This is a genomic window from Stenotrophomonas sp. 01N47, from assembly GCF_056399165.1.
In genome coordinates, this window is sequence record NZ_JBFTQU010000006.1 from 160,124 (window position 1) to 173,236 (window position 13,113).

Consider the following 13,113-nt stretch of genomic DNA (forward strand, 5'->3'; position numbering starts at 1 on the left):
CTACCTTGGTGGGTGCGGACCGTTGGTCCGCACGCCGATGGCATTTGACGCGCTGTAACGAAAAGAGAACAATTCTCATCCAGCCATGGTCCTGCGCCCCCTTGTGGCGCCCCGCTGCCGTTCCCGGCACGCCTGCGTGATCCCAGCCACCGACCTTTCCCCCCTGCATGGGCGGATGGCCCGTGGCCGCCCGCCGAGGATCTCCATCGATGTTGCCGATTCGCTCCCCCCGCCTGGCCGTACTGGCCGTCGCGCTGTCCGCCGCCTGCACTGCATACGCCGAAGCCCCGGCCGGATCCCGCAGCGCCACCGATCTGGACGCGGTCAAGGTCATCGCCGAGCGTACCCATACCGAGGCTGGCGCCCTGGGCGATCGTGCCCTGCGTGATACCCCGTTCGCGATCACCGCCGTCGGCCGTGAGCAGATCGAACAGCGCCAGGTCGTGTCGCTGGGCGAAGCCTTCCTGCTCGACCCCTCGGTCACCACCCAGGTCAGCGCCTATGCCAGTGGCTGGAGCTCGCCGATCCGCAACCGTGGCATCGACCTGAATTTCGACAGCTACCGGGTCAACGGTCTGCAGGTCTCGTCCTGGGGCACCGAATGGCCGCTGGAAGTGATGGAACAGGTCGACCTGCTGAAGGGTCCGGGAGGTTTCCTGTACGGCTTCGGCGCGCCGGGCGGCATCGTCAACTACATCACCAAGAAACCGACCGACGTACCGACCTTCTCCGCCCAGCTCGGCTGGCGCGAACAGGGCATCGTCAGCGGCGGCATCGACGTCGGCGGCCGCTTCGGCAACGAGCAGATGTTCGGCTACCGCTTCAACGCATACCAGGAAAAGGGCGAAACCTTCAACGGTGGCCATGTCGATCGCAAGGTCGGCGCACTGTCGCTGGATGCGCGCCTGAGCGATGCGCTTACCTGGACCTTCGACGGCGTGTTCCAGTCGCGCGACCTGCGCGAGGAATCACCGCAGTACTACTTCCGTGGCCTGACCTCACTGCCGCGGCCGATCGCCGGCGATGTCGACAACAGCGTGCCCGGCACCTACTACGACACCCGCTCCAGCCTGCTGTCCACCGCGCTGAACTGGCAGATCAACAGCGACTGGAAGGCCAGCCTGAGCTATGGCGTCACCACTTCGTGGAATGACGTCAACAAGATCTTCGCCTACATCGACGATACCAACGGCGACTACGCCGTCAACGTCTATGAGCTCGGCGGCAAGAGCGAGTGGAAGCTGGCGCAGGCACTGGTGCAGGGCCGCTTCGGCACCGGCCCACTGCAGCACCAGCTGGTGGCCGGTGTCAGCCACCAGACCGGGCTGGGCTGGGACCGTCCCTACGAGTTCAGCCTGATCGGCCGCGCCAACCTCTACCAGCGCCATGGCATCCGTCACGACGCGGTGGGTTCACGGGTGATGACCCGCGGTAACGAGACCGTGCAGCAGGCGGTGTTCGTCAGCGATACCGTCGATCTCGGCCATGGCTGGTCGGTGCTGGCCGGTTGGCGCTACAACGACTTCGAGACCAAGGGCGCCTACCACACCTATCCAGTCACCCCGACCTACGCGGTCATGTTCAAGCCCAGCGAGGCCGTCACCCTGTATGCCAGCTACATCGAGTCGCTGGAAGCAGGCAGCCGCGTAGGCAACAGCTACATCAATGCCGGCGATGTGCTCGACCCCACCATCAGCAAGCAGTACGAGATCGGCGCCAAGGTGGAAGCGAATCGCTGGAACGCGAACGTCGCTGCGTTCCGCCTGGAGCGTGGCGCCAACATCGATCAGCTGACCGATGCAGGCAAGCGCCTGGTGCAGGATGGCATCACCCTGTACGAAGGCGTCGAAGCCAGCGCCGACCTGCACCTGACCGATGCGCTGACCGTGGGCGGTGGCGTGACCTGGCTGGACCCGACCTACGACAAGCTGTCACCGGGCAGCGCGGCGCAGGAAGGCAACCGTACCGTCGGTGCTGCGCGCTGGAGCGGGGTGCTGCACGCCACCTACCAGCTGCCGTGGGTGGAAGGGCTGGAGACCTATGCCGCCGTGCGCTACTACGGCGATGTCTGGTACGACGCCGACAACACCCTGAAGCTGCCCGACTACACCCTCGTCAACGCCGGCGTCGGTTACCGCCTGCTGGCCTCCGGCCATCCGGTGACCCTGCGTGCCAGCGTGGAGAACCTGGCCAACCGCAGGTACTGGTCCAATGCCGGCGTCGGCCTGCCGCGCACCTTCGCGCTGAGCGTGCGGTTCGACATGTAACGGGTCTCGGTAGCGCCGGGCCATGCCGGCGGCTGCATGCCACGCCGCGCTGCGTGCTCGCCGCGCATGGCGCGGCGCTACCGGATTTCACGCGTGGCCCGTAATAATGGTGGCCGATCCTTTCGCCGAGCCTGCATGTCCGCACGCGAATCCCGCCTCAGCCGCCTGTGGGCCCACGAGAAGGCCAGCTATGGCCTGCGGGTGTTCATTGCCCTGACAGCGGCCCTGGCCGTGTGCTGGCACCTGGATGCGCTGACCGCGCTGCCCGGCGTGTTCCTCGGCATCATCGCCAGTGCGATTGCCGAGACCGATGACAACTGGTGGGGCCGGACCAAGGCCGTGCTGCTGTCGCTGTTGTGCTTCTGCCTGGCGGCGGCCTCGGTGATCTGGCTGTTCCCCTGGCCGTGGATATTCATCGCGGCCCTGGCGCTGTCCACGTTCGGCCTGACACTGCTCGGTGCACTGGGCGAGCGCTACGCGTCCATCGCCCAGGCGACCGTCACGCTGGCCATCTACACCATGATCGGCCTGGAACAGCATGGTGCCCATGACCTGCACAGTGCGCTGGATGCGGTCAGCCACCTGCTGGCAGGTGCAGTCTGGTACGGGCTGCTGTCGATCCTGTGGACCACGTTGTTCGCCAACCGGCCGGTGCGCGAGCGCGTGGCCCGCCTGTACGTGGAACTGGGCCGTTACCTGCAGCTCAAGGCCGCGCTGTTCGAACCCGTGCGCGAGGCGGACCTGCAGCGCCGCCAGCTCGACCTGGCCGAGCAGAACCGCCGCGTGGTCGGCGCGCTGAACGAGGCGAAGACAGCGATCCTGGCGCGCTTTGGCCGCTCCGGACGGCCCGGCGTCAACTCCGGCCTGTACCTGCGCCTGTACTACATGGCACAGGATTTCCATGAGCGCGCCAGCTCCTCGCATTACCTGTACGGCGCGCTGGTCGACGCGTTCTTCCACAGCGACGTGCTGTACCGCTGCCAGCGCCTGCTCGACCTGCAGGGCCAGGCCTGCGCACGGCTGGGCGAAGCGATCCGGCTGCGTCGTCCGTTCGTCTACGGCGAGAGCAACCAGCAGGCCGGGCGCGATCTGGCCGATGCCCTGGCCTACCTGCGCGACCAGCAACGGCCGCAGTGGCAGCGCCTGCTCGGCTCGCTGGACCTGCTGGTGCACAACCTGCGCAGCATCGAGCGCCGCCTGCTCGATGCCGAACGTTCCGAAGCCAGCCTGGACAACGTCGACACCCGCCTGCGCGACAGCAACCCGCACACCTTGCGCGAAATGGGCGTGCGCGTGCGCCAGCAGCTCACCCCCGGCTCGGTATTGTTCCGCCATGGCCTGCGCATGGCGCTGGCACTGATCGCCGGTTTCGTTGCCATCCATCTGTTCAATGCACAGAACGGCTCGTGGGTCCTGCTGACCATCGTGTTCGTATGCCGGCCCAGTTTCGGCGCCACCCGCCAGCGCCTGGCCCAGCGCATCGTCGGTACGCTTGCCGGCCTGGTGCTGACCTGGGCGCTGCTGCAGCTGTTCCCAACGCTGGAGATCCAGCTGCTGATCGCTCTCCTGTCGGCGCTGCTGTTCTTCTTCACCCGTTCCGACCGCTATCTGGTCGCCTCGGCCGCCATCACGGTGATGGCGCTGACCTGCTTCAACCTGATCGGCGACGGCTTCGTGCTGATCGTGCCGCGCATGGTCGATACGATCCTGGGGTGCGCGATCGCCGCAGCGGCCGCGTTCCTGATCCTGCCGGACTGGCAGGGTCGACAGCTGCACCGCGTGCTGGCGCGGGTGCTGGATACCGCCGCCCGTTATCTGGAATCGGTGCTGGGCCAGTACCGCAGCGGCATGCGCGACGACCTGGCCTACCGCATCGCCCGCCGCGACATGCACAACGCCGATGCTGCACTGTCCACCGCATTGTCGAACATGCTGCGCGAACCGGGCCACGTGCGCCGCAACCTCGATTCGGGTTTCCACTTCCTGGCGTTGTCCAACACCCTGCTCGGGCATCTGTCGGCGCTGGGTGCGCACCGCGACCAGGTTGACAGCTACGCGGGCGATCCACTCGCGCTGGCCGCCGGCGAGCGGGTGCGTAAAGCGCTGCAGCAGCTGGCATCGGCATTGACGGCACAGCAGCCGGTGTCAGAGGAAGACAACGACGCCGATCGTGCGGTGGCCGCGGAACTGGAGCAGCTCGATGAGACGATGCCGCCGAAACTGCAGTTGATCCGCACGCAGATGGCGCTGGTGCTGCGGATGTTGCCGAAGGTCAGAGCGGCAGCGAATGGCGCGGTGCGCGGCTTGGCTTGAGCGGACCGCATCCACGCATGGCGTGGATCTACTGGAGGGCATCCACGCATGGCGTGGATCTACTGGAGCGGCATCCACGCGTGGCGTGATCTGCTGGAGCGGCATTCGGGCGTGATCCTGTCGGCCGTGCAACATCGTGTTGCGTCCACGGGGGCATTCCGATCACGCCGCGGCGCCGATACTGCCGTGTCGCCCACGCAGGATCTCCCCCATGAAGATCGAACTCAACGACCGCACCGCACTGGTCACCGCCTCCACCGCCGGCATCGGTCTGGCCATCGCACAGGGGCTTGCCGCCGCGGGTGCGCAGGTCATCCTCAACGGCCGCAGTGCCGACAGCGTGGAACGCGCGCGCCAGCGCCTGCTGGCTGCCATTCCCGACGCCAACGTGCTGGGCGTGGCCGCCGACCTGTCCGACGCCCGCGGGGTCGACGCGCTGCTGGCCGGCCTGCCGGGCAACGTCGACATCCTGGTCAACAATGCCGGCATCTTCGGCCCGCAGGACTTCTTCGAGACCGACGATGCCACCTGGGAGCAGTACTGGCAGACCAATGTCATGTCCGGCGTGCGCCTGTCGCGCGCCCTGCTTCCGGCGATGGTCGACGCCGGTTGGGGCCGCGTGCTGTTCATCTCCTCCGAATCGGCACGCAACATTCCTGCCGACATGATCCATTACGGCGTCAGCAAGACCGCGCAGCTGTCGTTGTCGCGCGGCTTGGCCAAGCGCGTAGCCGGCAGCGGCGTCACCGTCAATGCGGTGCTGCCCGGCCCAACGTTGTCCGACGGCTTCGCAACAATGTTCGAAGAAGAACGCGCACGTACCGGCAAGCCGCTGGAACAGATCGGCCGTGAGTTCGTGATGGCCCATCGTCCTGCATCGGTGATCCAGCGCGCGGCCACGGTCGAGGAAGTGGCCAACATGGTGGTCTACCTCGCCTCGCCGCAGGCGTCGGCCACCTCCGGCGCAGCGCTGCGGGTCGATGGCGGCGTGGTCGACGATATCGTGTGAGCGTTGGTGGGGTGTGCGGACCAACGGTCCGCACCTACCCCATCCCTGCCTGACAGGCAGGAATGCTAGGCTGCGCCGGTCCAAGGAGGTTCCATGTCCGGTCACAACCAGTTCGCCCTGCTGCGCCAGCGCCGTTTCCTGCCGTTCTTCATCGTGCAGGGCTTGGGTGCCTTCAACGACAACGTGTACCGGCAGGCGATCATCGGCCTGCTGTTCTACCTGGGCGTAGCCGAGAGCGAGCGCACGCTCTACACCAACCTGGCGCCGGCGCTGTTCATCCTGCCCTACTTCCTGTTCTCCGCCCTGGCCGGGCAGATCGCGGAAAAGCTGGAGAAGTCGCGGCTGATCGTGATCACCACCACCATGGAGATCGTGATCATGACGCTGGCTGCGGTGGGCTTTCTTACCGAGAGCCTGCCGGTGCTGCTGGTGGCCCTGTTCTGCACGGGCCTGCAGTCCACCCTGTTTGGCCCGGTGAAGTACTCGGTGCTGCCCTCGGTGCTGCGCCCGGAAGAACTGACCGGTGGCAATGGCCTGGTCGAGATGGGCACGTCGATGTCGATCCTGACCGGCATGATCGTCGGCGGCCTGGTGTTCACCCTGGCCGGCACCCATGGACCGATCGTGGCCGCCACCGCGGTCATCGCGCTGGCGATCTGCGGCAACCTGGCCGCGCGCATGATCCCCAAGGTAGATGCCGGCGCCCCGGACCTGAAGATCAACTGGAACCCGATTCCCGAATCGCTGGCCGTGCTGCGCATGGCCAGGAAACAGAAGGCGGTACGCAACGCCATCCTCGGCGTGTCCTGGTTCTGGTTCGTCGGCACCATCCTCACTGCGCAGCTGCCGTCCTATGCGGTCACCAACCTCGGTGGCGAACCCACCCTGTACATCTTCGCCCTGGCGCTGTTTTCGGTAGGCACCGGCGTCGGTTCGCTGCTGTGCGAAAAGCTGTCGGCGCGTACGGTGGAGATCGGCCTGGTGCCGCTGGGTGCGTTCGGCATGACCGCCTTCCTGCTGGACCTGTACTTCGCGCGCGCCGGTGAAGCCACCGCGCAGGGCCTGTCGGTCACCCAGTTCGTGCACCAGGCCGGCAGCATCCGCATCATCATCGACCTGCTCGGCATCGGCCTGTTCACCGGCTTCTTCGTGGTGCCGCTGTTTGCGTTGATCCAGAGCCGCACGCCGAAATCGGAGATGTCGCGCGTATTCGCCGCGCTGAACATCCAGAACTCCGGCTTCATCGTCGCTGCGGCCGTACTCGGCCTGCTCACCCAGCGCCTGCTCGGCTGGACCATCCCGCAGCTGTTCCTGGCACTGGCCATCGCCAATGCCGTGGTGGCGATCTACATCTTCACCATCGTCCCCGAATTCCTGATGCGCTTCCTCAGCTGGGTGATGGTGCGCACGCTGTACCGGCTGCGCCCGCACGGCATCGAAGCGAACGTGCCCGATGAGGGCGCCGCGCTGCTGGTCTGCAACCACGTCAGCTACATGGACGCGCTGATCCTGTCGGCGACGATCCCGCGCCCGGTGCGCTTCGTCATGTACTACAAGATCTTCAACATCCCGGTCATGCGCTGGATCTTCCGCACCGCCAAGGCGATTCCGATCGCTGGTGCGCGCGAAGACCCGGCCTTGATGCAGCGCGCGTTCGATGAAGTCGACGCCGCACTCGCCGAGGGCGAGCTGGTATGCATCTTCCCGGAAGGCGCACTGACCCGCGACGGCACGATGGCAGCGTTCAAATCCGGCGTGGAGAAGATCCTCGAACGCCGTCCGGTACCGGTGGTGCCGATGGCCCTGCGCGGCATGTGGTCGAGCATGTGGAGCCGCCGCGATACCCGTCTGGGCCGCATGCGCGTGCCGCGCCGGTTCCGGGCGACAGTCGAGGTGGTCGCCGCCCCGGCGGTGGATGGCCATTCAACCGATGCCGCCGCCCTGGAAGCGCAGGTCCGCACCCTGCGCGGCGACCTCGCCTGACGCAATCGCCCCCATCCGGGGGCGATGACGGTACGCTGCATACGCCACCGTCCAAGGGCGATGCGAGGCCTGACGGGGCTGAAAACGCATACATGCGTCGTTGGTTGCGGTAGATTACGCACCCACAGGGGGGAGGTTCGGCCCGTTTACACGGCCGACCACCAAGGAATGGAGTCTTGCTTTGAATCAACCGCCACCGCTCAGCCGTCCGGTCTACATCCCCAACCATCTGGTCTGGGCGATCCTGACGACGCTGTTCTGCTGCCTGCCGTTGGGCGTGGTGTCGATCGTGTATGCCGCCCAGGTCGATGGTCGCAATGCGGCCGGTGACCTGCCGGGGGCCTATAGCGCGTCGCGCAAGGCGGGCTGGTGGGCGGTGGCTTCGGCCGCGGCCCTGCCGGTCCTGTTGCTGTTGTGGTTCGGGCTGTTCGGCGGCTTGGCCGCGCTGGGCGCTCTATCCGACCTTTGATTCACCACCATCACCCATCGAGGAGCTTGAACCATGAACACCACCACTGCGCAGGTCCCCAACAATCTGGTCTGGGCCATCCTGTCCACCCTGTTCTGCTGCCTGCCGGCCGGCATCGTGTCGATCGTCTACGCCGCCCAGGTCAACGGCAAGCTGGCTGCCGGCGACGTCGCCGGTGCCCGTGATTCGGCCGACAAGGCCAAGAAGTGGGCCATCTGGTCGGCCATCGCTGCCGTTGTGGTTGGCATCCTGTACTTCATCATCATCATGGCCGTTGGCGGCCTGGGCGCCCTGAGCGGCGGCAACGGCAGCTACTGATGCCCGCGACGGGGTCCGGCCATGCGCCGGATCCCGCCCCCGCATGTCCGCACTTCCTGCTCGTTCCCGACTCACCCGCTGGGCTCCGCTGCTGGCCGCGTCCGGCCTGGCTGCGGGTGCCGCCGTGGTCCTGCGCCACGTCAATCCGTATGTCTCCGGCAATCCGCTGCCGGGCTGTCCGCTGTACGCACTGACCGGCTTCTACTGCCCCGGCTGCGGCAGCACGCGCTGCCTGTACTCACTGGTCCACTTCGACCTGCCCGGCGCGATGGCGATGAACCCGTTGCTGGTCATCAGCCTGCCCTTCCTGTTCCTGATGCTGCTCAACACCGCCGGCGTACGCCCGCGCGTGCTTGATCCACTGATGCGGGTACTGGCCAGCCCCACGTTCTGGCTATGGCTGCTGCCCGGCTATGCCGTGCTGCGCAACCTGCCGTGGGCACCGTTCACCGCGCTGGCTCCGGTGTAGGTTTCCAGCCAACGGCGCAGCCCCTTGTGGTGGGCGGCGTTTGAAGGCAGAAGCCCTGGGGTGGCCGGGCGGGATGGGGTTGCGGGGGACGCCGTGAATCCGTCCGTGGAGGCTTGGCCGCGGCATCCATGCCGCGGACACCCCCGCAACCCCATCCCGCCCGGCCACGGACAATTTCCGTGCGCGTCCACCACGGAAAAGAAAGAGAAGATCAAAAGCCGAAGCGGGTCGCTCCGCTCGGCATCCACGTATGGCGTGGATCTACTGGCCGTCATCGGAAACTGTCGGGGGTGGGGTGGTGTGGGGCTGCAGGACCGTTGGCGCCATGGGCCCGAGGCATGCCTCGGGCGGGTTGGGCAGGACGCCCGACCCCGGTCTTGCCGTGTGCGCAGGACAGCGCACACGAGCAAGGCGCCATCGAGCCCCCATGGATGGGTTAACGGCGTGTCCTGCAGCCCCACACCGCCCCGCCAAACCCACAGAGATCCAGACCCGCTGTTGCTGTTGCTGTTGCTGTTGCTTCCAGCGGGTGCAGGGCAGCAAGCCCTGCAGAAAGAACAACTAGGTCACCCAGCCCGCGATCACCAGCAGGGCCAGCACCGCCAGCCACAGCAGCAGCATCCGCCACACCAGGCTCATCGCATCCCGCAGGTCCGGCAACCGCTGCCACACCGGCAGCAGACCGGCTTCGGTGTAATCGTGCGCATCTTCGCGCAGCTCGGCATTGACGCTGGCACGCGCCACCGCGCCCAGGAAACCAATGCCGCCGGCCAAGCGCTCACCATGCGCCTGGCGCCATGCCTTCCAGGCCGTGTCGAAGTTGCCGACCAGGGCCATCGAGAACGCCATCAACTGTGCCACCGGCCACTCGATCCAGCCCAGCAGCCGCTGTGCCAGCGCCAGCGGCTCCACCGGCACGCGCGCGCGCATCGGGCTTTCCGCCATCAGTGCCAGTAGACGATAACCGAGAGCCCCCACCGGGCCCAGCAGCAGGAACCAGAACAGCACCGCGAACCAGCGCCGCAGGGCGTTGAGCACGGTCGCCTCGACCAGTGACGGAACGTCCTCGCGCAGGCTGCCACCGGCCGACTGCAGGTTGCGTACCGCCGCCTGCCGGGTGGGCGCATCGTCGGCATCGATGATCGCTTCGATGTCGCGGTCCAGATCCCGCGGGCCCCAGCACCAGGCCAGCACGGCCACGCCCAGCAGCAGCGCCGGAAGGCCGAACAGCACCCCGCGCAGCAGCCAGGCGACCAGCGCCATCAGCAACAGTGGCGGTACGATCGCCAACGCCACGCCGGCGGCCCCCTGCCAGGCCCGACCACCGCGCGCGTCCAGCCAGCCCAGCCAGCGCCGGAAGCCGTCGAAACGGCGCAGCGACGCGGCAGCGGCCGGGGCGACATGGCCAAGGGCCAGTGCCACCAACACGGCGACCAGGGTGGTGAACATGGCAGGTCTCCCTACGAGCGAGCGTTCGGCGTCGCTACCTTACCTGTCGCAGCGTCGCCGTCAGCGGTGAACCGTACTGTAACCGGCAGCGTGTTCAGGTGGCGGCAATGCTGGCGCCGCCGGATGCCGGTTGCTGGCGGTACCAATGCTCGATCAGCCCCCGCGAAATGGAAATCGGCGGTGACAGACGGATGCCTTCTCCATCGTCCTCGACGTCACGCGCGAGGGCCGCGCCAACTTCCTCGGCGCTGAACCAGCGCGCGTCTTCCAGTTCGCCATCCACGGTCGGCACGTCGTCGTGTGCCTGCGCACCGAATCCGACCATCAATGCGCCGGGGAACGGCCAGGGCTGCGAGCCCAGGTACTGGCAGGCGGTCACCCGCACCTTGCTCTCTTCGTGCACTTCGCGCGCTACGGTCTGCTCGAAGGTCTCGCCCGGCTCGACAAAGCCGGCCAGCACCGAATAGCGGCGCGGCGCCCAGTTGGACTGGCGGCCCAGCAACAGCCGGCCCTGGTTTTCCACCGCGACGATCACCGCCGGGTCGACGCGCGGATAGTGCTCGGTCGCACACTGCGGGCAGCGGCCGACGAAGCCACCCCGGGCGAACGTCACGGCACTGCCGCAGACACCGCAGAAGCGGGTACGCGATTGCCAGTAGGACATGCCACGGGCGTAGCTGAAGGCGGTCGCATCGGCCACGGTCCACAGCAGCGCGGCCTGGCGCAGATCGAGCCGGCGTGGCGCGGTGACCGTCACGCTGGCCGCTTCCACCGAGAACCACGCCTGCTCGCCACGCAGGCCGAGGAAGATCGCAACACCCGGCCCGCCACCGACATCGGCGCCGGTCAACGCCAGCGGCTGGTCGTCATCACCGGTGAAGGCGGTGCCGTCCTGGTCCAGGACAAGAATGCGCGCATCGGGCCACAGGCGCGCCAGAGCATCGGCGTCTTCGCGCATGGCATCGGCGCGCTCCAACGGTTCACCCACGAAGGCAAAACCGGAAAGCGGCGAAGGAGAATTGAGCATCCAGCTAGCCTGCCGCCAATCACGGCAAGTGGCAAGCCGCAGACTGTGCAGAAACCCGCCTGTGGTTGCAGTAACGGTCATCCACGCATGGCGTGGATCTACCGAAGGCAGCGCGGGGTGCATGCCCCACGCCCTGCGATTACATGCTGAAACTGCTGCCGCAGCCGCAGGTGGTCTTGGCGTTCGGATTGCGGATCACGAACTGCGCACCGGTCAGGCTCTCGGTGTAATCCACTTCGGCACCCATCAGGTACTGCAGGCTGAGCGGATCGACCAGCAGGGTGACCCCGCTGGTCTGCACCGCCAGGTCATCGCCGGCACGGTTCTCGTCGAACTCGAACCCGTACTGGAAGCCCGAACAGCCGCCACCCTCGATGTACACACGCAATGACAGGTCGGGGTTGCCCTCGTCCTGGATCAGTTCCTTGACCTTGGCCGCAGCGGCCTCGGTGAAGTTCAGCGGCCGATCCAGCGACTGGTAGTCGGGCGCGGCGGCCGGCGTGGCGCCGGGGAGGGAGACGAGCGTGTTCATGGGCTCAGCATGGGGGCGCCGGCGCTGGCTTTCAAGCCATCGCCTCGGCCAGCTTGCGGCGGGCGGCGGTGTCGCCCTTGCCGTCAGCGGACGCTTCGCCTTCCGGCGCCGGCAGGGCCTGCATCGGGGCGCTGGCATGGATCAGCCGGCCGTTCAGCTGGGCACCCGCATTCATTTCCACCACCTGGTAGTGAACATTGCCGTTGACCCGCGCACTCGGGGTCAGTTCGACCTTCTCGGTGGCATGGACATCGCCGTCCAGGCGGCCACTGATGACCACCACCTGGGCGCGGATCTCGCCTTCGATCACGCCATGCTCGGCGAGGGTCAGGGTCGCCGCGCTGGCGCCCTCCTGGGCAATCACCTTGCCGTGGATGCGACCTTCCACGTACAGGCCACCACTGAATTCCACATCGCCACGGATCACCACTTGGTTGCCGATCAGGGCATCCACCACCAGTTGGCCATCACGGCTGGATTTGCTGCTTCCGAACATCTGCCTACTCCCCTTTGCTGGCCGGTGCGCCGGCCTGTTTCCAGTCGAATACCTGCGTGGTGCCCCCCGCACCACTCCCCAATGTCACCTTCACCCGTTGCGGGGTGAAGTCAGCCGGCAGCATCACGCTGCCGGTGAGCTGCTGGAAGTACCGGAACGAGTAATCCTGTCCCGGCACCTTGCTGCGCTGGTGCAGCTCGTCCCAGCTGATGGTGGCCAGCTTGCCGTTCTTCACGCCTTCCACCGTGAAACGCATCTGCCCTTGGCTGATCGCTCCGCGGTTGAGGTTCTGCGTCAGCACCACGCTGTACTGCCAGGTGCCGGCCGATTCCGGGCTGAATTCAATCGAATGGGTGTTCAGGCCCTTGCGCTGGCTGGTCGAGCCCACCAGGCGTTCGTAGAAGGCGACGTCAGCGCGCAGGCCGGCGATCTCTTCATCGCGCTCGGCCAGCGAAGACTGCACTTCGTTGTTGGCGGCGCGGCTGATGCGGTCCGACGCTTCCAGCGTGGCCTGCTTCTGGCGCAGTTCGGTCAGCTGCGTCTGCAGCGTATCGGCGCGCTTCTCGGCAGCCTGCACGCGCTGGCCCTGTTCACCGCGCGGCGTGCCCAGCCAGCAGCCACCCAGCACCGCAAGCACCAGGCTCAGCAGCCAGATGCCGGCGATCACCAGCAGGCGACGGCGGTCGGCAGGTGGTTGCGCGGCACCGGGAAGGCGGACCTGCACGCGCATGGGAGGGCGGTTGTTCATGGGTAGTCTCCGTGGCATCGCAGTGGCGACGCC

The 13,113-nt window shown here is 66.9% G+C and carries 12 protein-coding genes; 7 read left to right on the plus strand and 5 right to left on the minus strand.

The annotated features are described in order from the left end of the window. Positions 1-209: 209 nt before the first annotated feature. The 7 genes from AC1DKR_RS14240 to AC1DKR_RS14270 all read left to right on the plus strand — a co-directional run bounded on the left by AC1DKR_RS14240 (position 210) and on the right by AC1DKR_RS14270 (position 8,828). Positions 210-2,267, plus strand: a complete 2,058-nt coding sequence (locus AC1DKR_RS14240; RefSeq protein ID WP_478033302.1) for a TonB-dependent siderophore receptor — start codon at positions 210-212, stop codon at positions 2,265-2,267. Positions 2,268-2,402: 135 nt separating this feature from the next. Further along, positions 2,403-4,580 (plus strand): YccS family putative transporter, encoded by a 2,178-nt coding sequence (yccS, locus tag AC1DKR_RS14245; protein ID WP_478033303.1) that lies wholly within the window; start codon positions 2,403-2,405, stop codon positions 4,578-4,580. 211 nt (positions 4,581-4,791) lie between these two features. Beyond that, positions 4,792-5,589, plus strand: coding sequence for an SDR family NAD(P)-dependent oxidoreductase (locus tag AC1DKR_RS14250; RefSeq protein WP_442244474.1), 798 nt, complete (start codon positions 4,792-4,794; stop codon positions 5,587-5,589). 93 nt (positions 5,590-5,682) lie between these two features. Beyond that, the gene (locus AC1DKR_RS14255; RefSeq protein ID WP_105164770.1) at positions 5,683-7,572 is read left to right on the plus strand and encodes an MFS transporter; all 1,890 of its coding nucleotides are present in this window, start codon (positions 5,683-5,685) and stop codon (positions 7,570-7,572) included. A 181-nt stretch (positions 7,573-7,753) separates the two neighbouring features. Next, a complete protein-coding gene (locus AC1DKR_RS14260) occupies positions 7,754-8,041 on the plus strand; it encodes a CD225/dispanin family protein (RefSeq protein ID WP_025874636.1) in 288 nt (95 codons plus the stop codon). Between the two features lie 33 nt (positions 8,042-8,074). After that, positions 8,075-8,359, plus strand: a complete 285-nt coding sequence (locus tag AC1DKR_RS14265) for a CD225/dispanin family protein (RefSeq protein WP_478033304.1) — start codon at positions 8,075-8,077, stop codon at positions 8,357-8,359. Between the two features lie 43 nt (positions 8,360-8,402). Then, positions 8,403-8,828 carry a DUF2752 domain-containing protein gene (locus AC1DKR_RS14270; protein WP_025874634.1) on the plus strand — a complete coding sequence of 142 codons (426 nt, stop codon included), beginning with the start codon at positions 8,403-8,405 and terminating at the stop codon, positions 8,826-8,828. Between the two features lie 561 nt (positions 8,829-9,389). Here AC1DKR_RS14270 and ampE read toward each other — a convergent pair. The 5 genes from ampE to AC1DKR_RS14295 all read right to left on the minus strand — a co-directional run bounded on the left by ampE (position 9,390) and on the right by AC1DKR_RS14295 (position 13,080). Further along, a complete protein-coding gene (ampE, locus tag AC1DKR_RS14275; RefSeq protein WP_025874633.1) occupies positions 9,390-10,277 on the minus strand; it encodes a regulatory signaling modulator protein AmpE in 888 nt (295 codons plus the stop codon). A 94-nt stretch (positions 10,278-10,371) separates the two neighbouring features. Then, on the minus strand, positions 10,372-11,304 hold the full coding sequence (gene nudC / locus AC1DKR_RS14280) for an NAD(+) diphosphatase (RefSeq protein ID WP_363733968.1): 933 nt from the start codon (positions 11,302-11,304) through the stop codon (positions 10,372-10,374). A gap of 139 nt (positions 11,305-11,443) precedes the next feature. Beyond that, entirely contained in the window at positions 11,444-11,836 is a 393-nt protein-coding gene (erpA, locus tag AC1DKR_RS14285; protein ID WP_025874631.1) for an iron-sulfur cluster insertion protein ErpA, read from the minus strand. Positions 11,837-11,867: 31 nt separating this feature from the next. Beyond that, positions 11,868-12,332 carry a bactofilin family protein gene (locus tag AC1DKR_RS14290; protein WP_025874630.1) on the minus strand — a complete coding sequence of 155 codons (465 nt, stop codon included), beginning with the start codon at positions 12,330-12,332 and terminating at the stop codon, positions 11,868-11,870. Positions 12,333-12,336: 4 nt separating this feature from the next. Further along, positions 12,337-13,080 carry a DUF6776 family protein gene (locus AC1DKR_RS14295; RefSeq protein ID WP_025874629.1) on the minus strand — a complete coding sequence of 248 codons (744 nt, stop codon included), beginning with the start codon at positions 13,078-13,080 and terminating at the stop codon, positions 12,337-12,339. Positions 13,081-13,113: the final 33 nt, after the last annotated feature.

What these genes read in the sequence shown, in the direction of transcription:
- AC1DKR_RS14255 (WP_105164770.1), top strand. Translation starts at nt 5,683, where the DNA reads ATGTCCGGTCACAACCAGTTCGCCCTGCTGCGCCAGCGCCGTTTCCTG.
- AC1DKR_RS14250 (WP_442244474.1), top strand. Translation starts at nt 4,792, where the DNA reads ATGAAGATCGAACTCAACGACCGCACCGCACTGGTCACCGCCTCCACC.
- AC1DKR_RS14240 (WP_478033302.1), top strand. Translation starts at nt 210, where the DNA reads ATGTTGCCGATTCGCTCCCCCCGCCTGGCCGTACTGGCCGTCGCGCTG.
- AC1DKR_RS14290 (WP_025874630.1), bottom strand. Translation starts at nt 12,332, where the DNA reads ATGTTCGGAAGCAGCAAATCCAGCCGTGATGGCCAACTGGTGGTGGAT.
- AC1DKR_RS14270 (WP_025874634.1), top strand. Translation starts at nt 8,403, where the DNA reads ATGTCCGCACTTCCTGCTCGTTCCCGACTCACCCGCTGGGCTCCGCTG.
- AC1DKR_RS14265 (WP_478033304.1), top strand. Translation starts at nt 8,075, where the DNA reads ATGAACACCACCACTGCGCAGGTCCCCAACAATCTGGTCTGGGCCATC.
- AC1DKR_RS14295 (WP_025874629.1), bottom strand. Translation starts at nt 13,080, where the DNA reads ATGAACAACCGCCCTCCCATGCGCGTGCAGGTCCGCCTTCCCGGTGCC.
- ampE (WP_025874633.1), bottom strand. Translation starts at nt 10,277, where the DNA reads ATGTTCACCACCCTGGTCGCCGTGTTGGTGGCACTGGCCCTTGGCCAT.
- yccS (WP_478033303.1), top strand. Translation starts at nt 2,403, where the DNA reads ATGTCCGCACGCGAATCCCGCCTCAGCCGCCTGTGGGCCCACGAGAAG.
- nudC (WP_363733968.1), bottom strand. Translation starts at nt 11,304, where the DNA reads ATGCTCAATTCTCCTTCGCCGCTTTCCGGTTTTGCCTTCGTGGGTGAA.
- erpA (WP_025874631.1), bottom strand. Translation starts at nt 11,836, where the DNA reads ATGAACACGCTCGTCTCCCTCCCCGGCGCCACGCCGGCCGCCGCGCCC.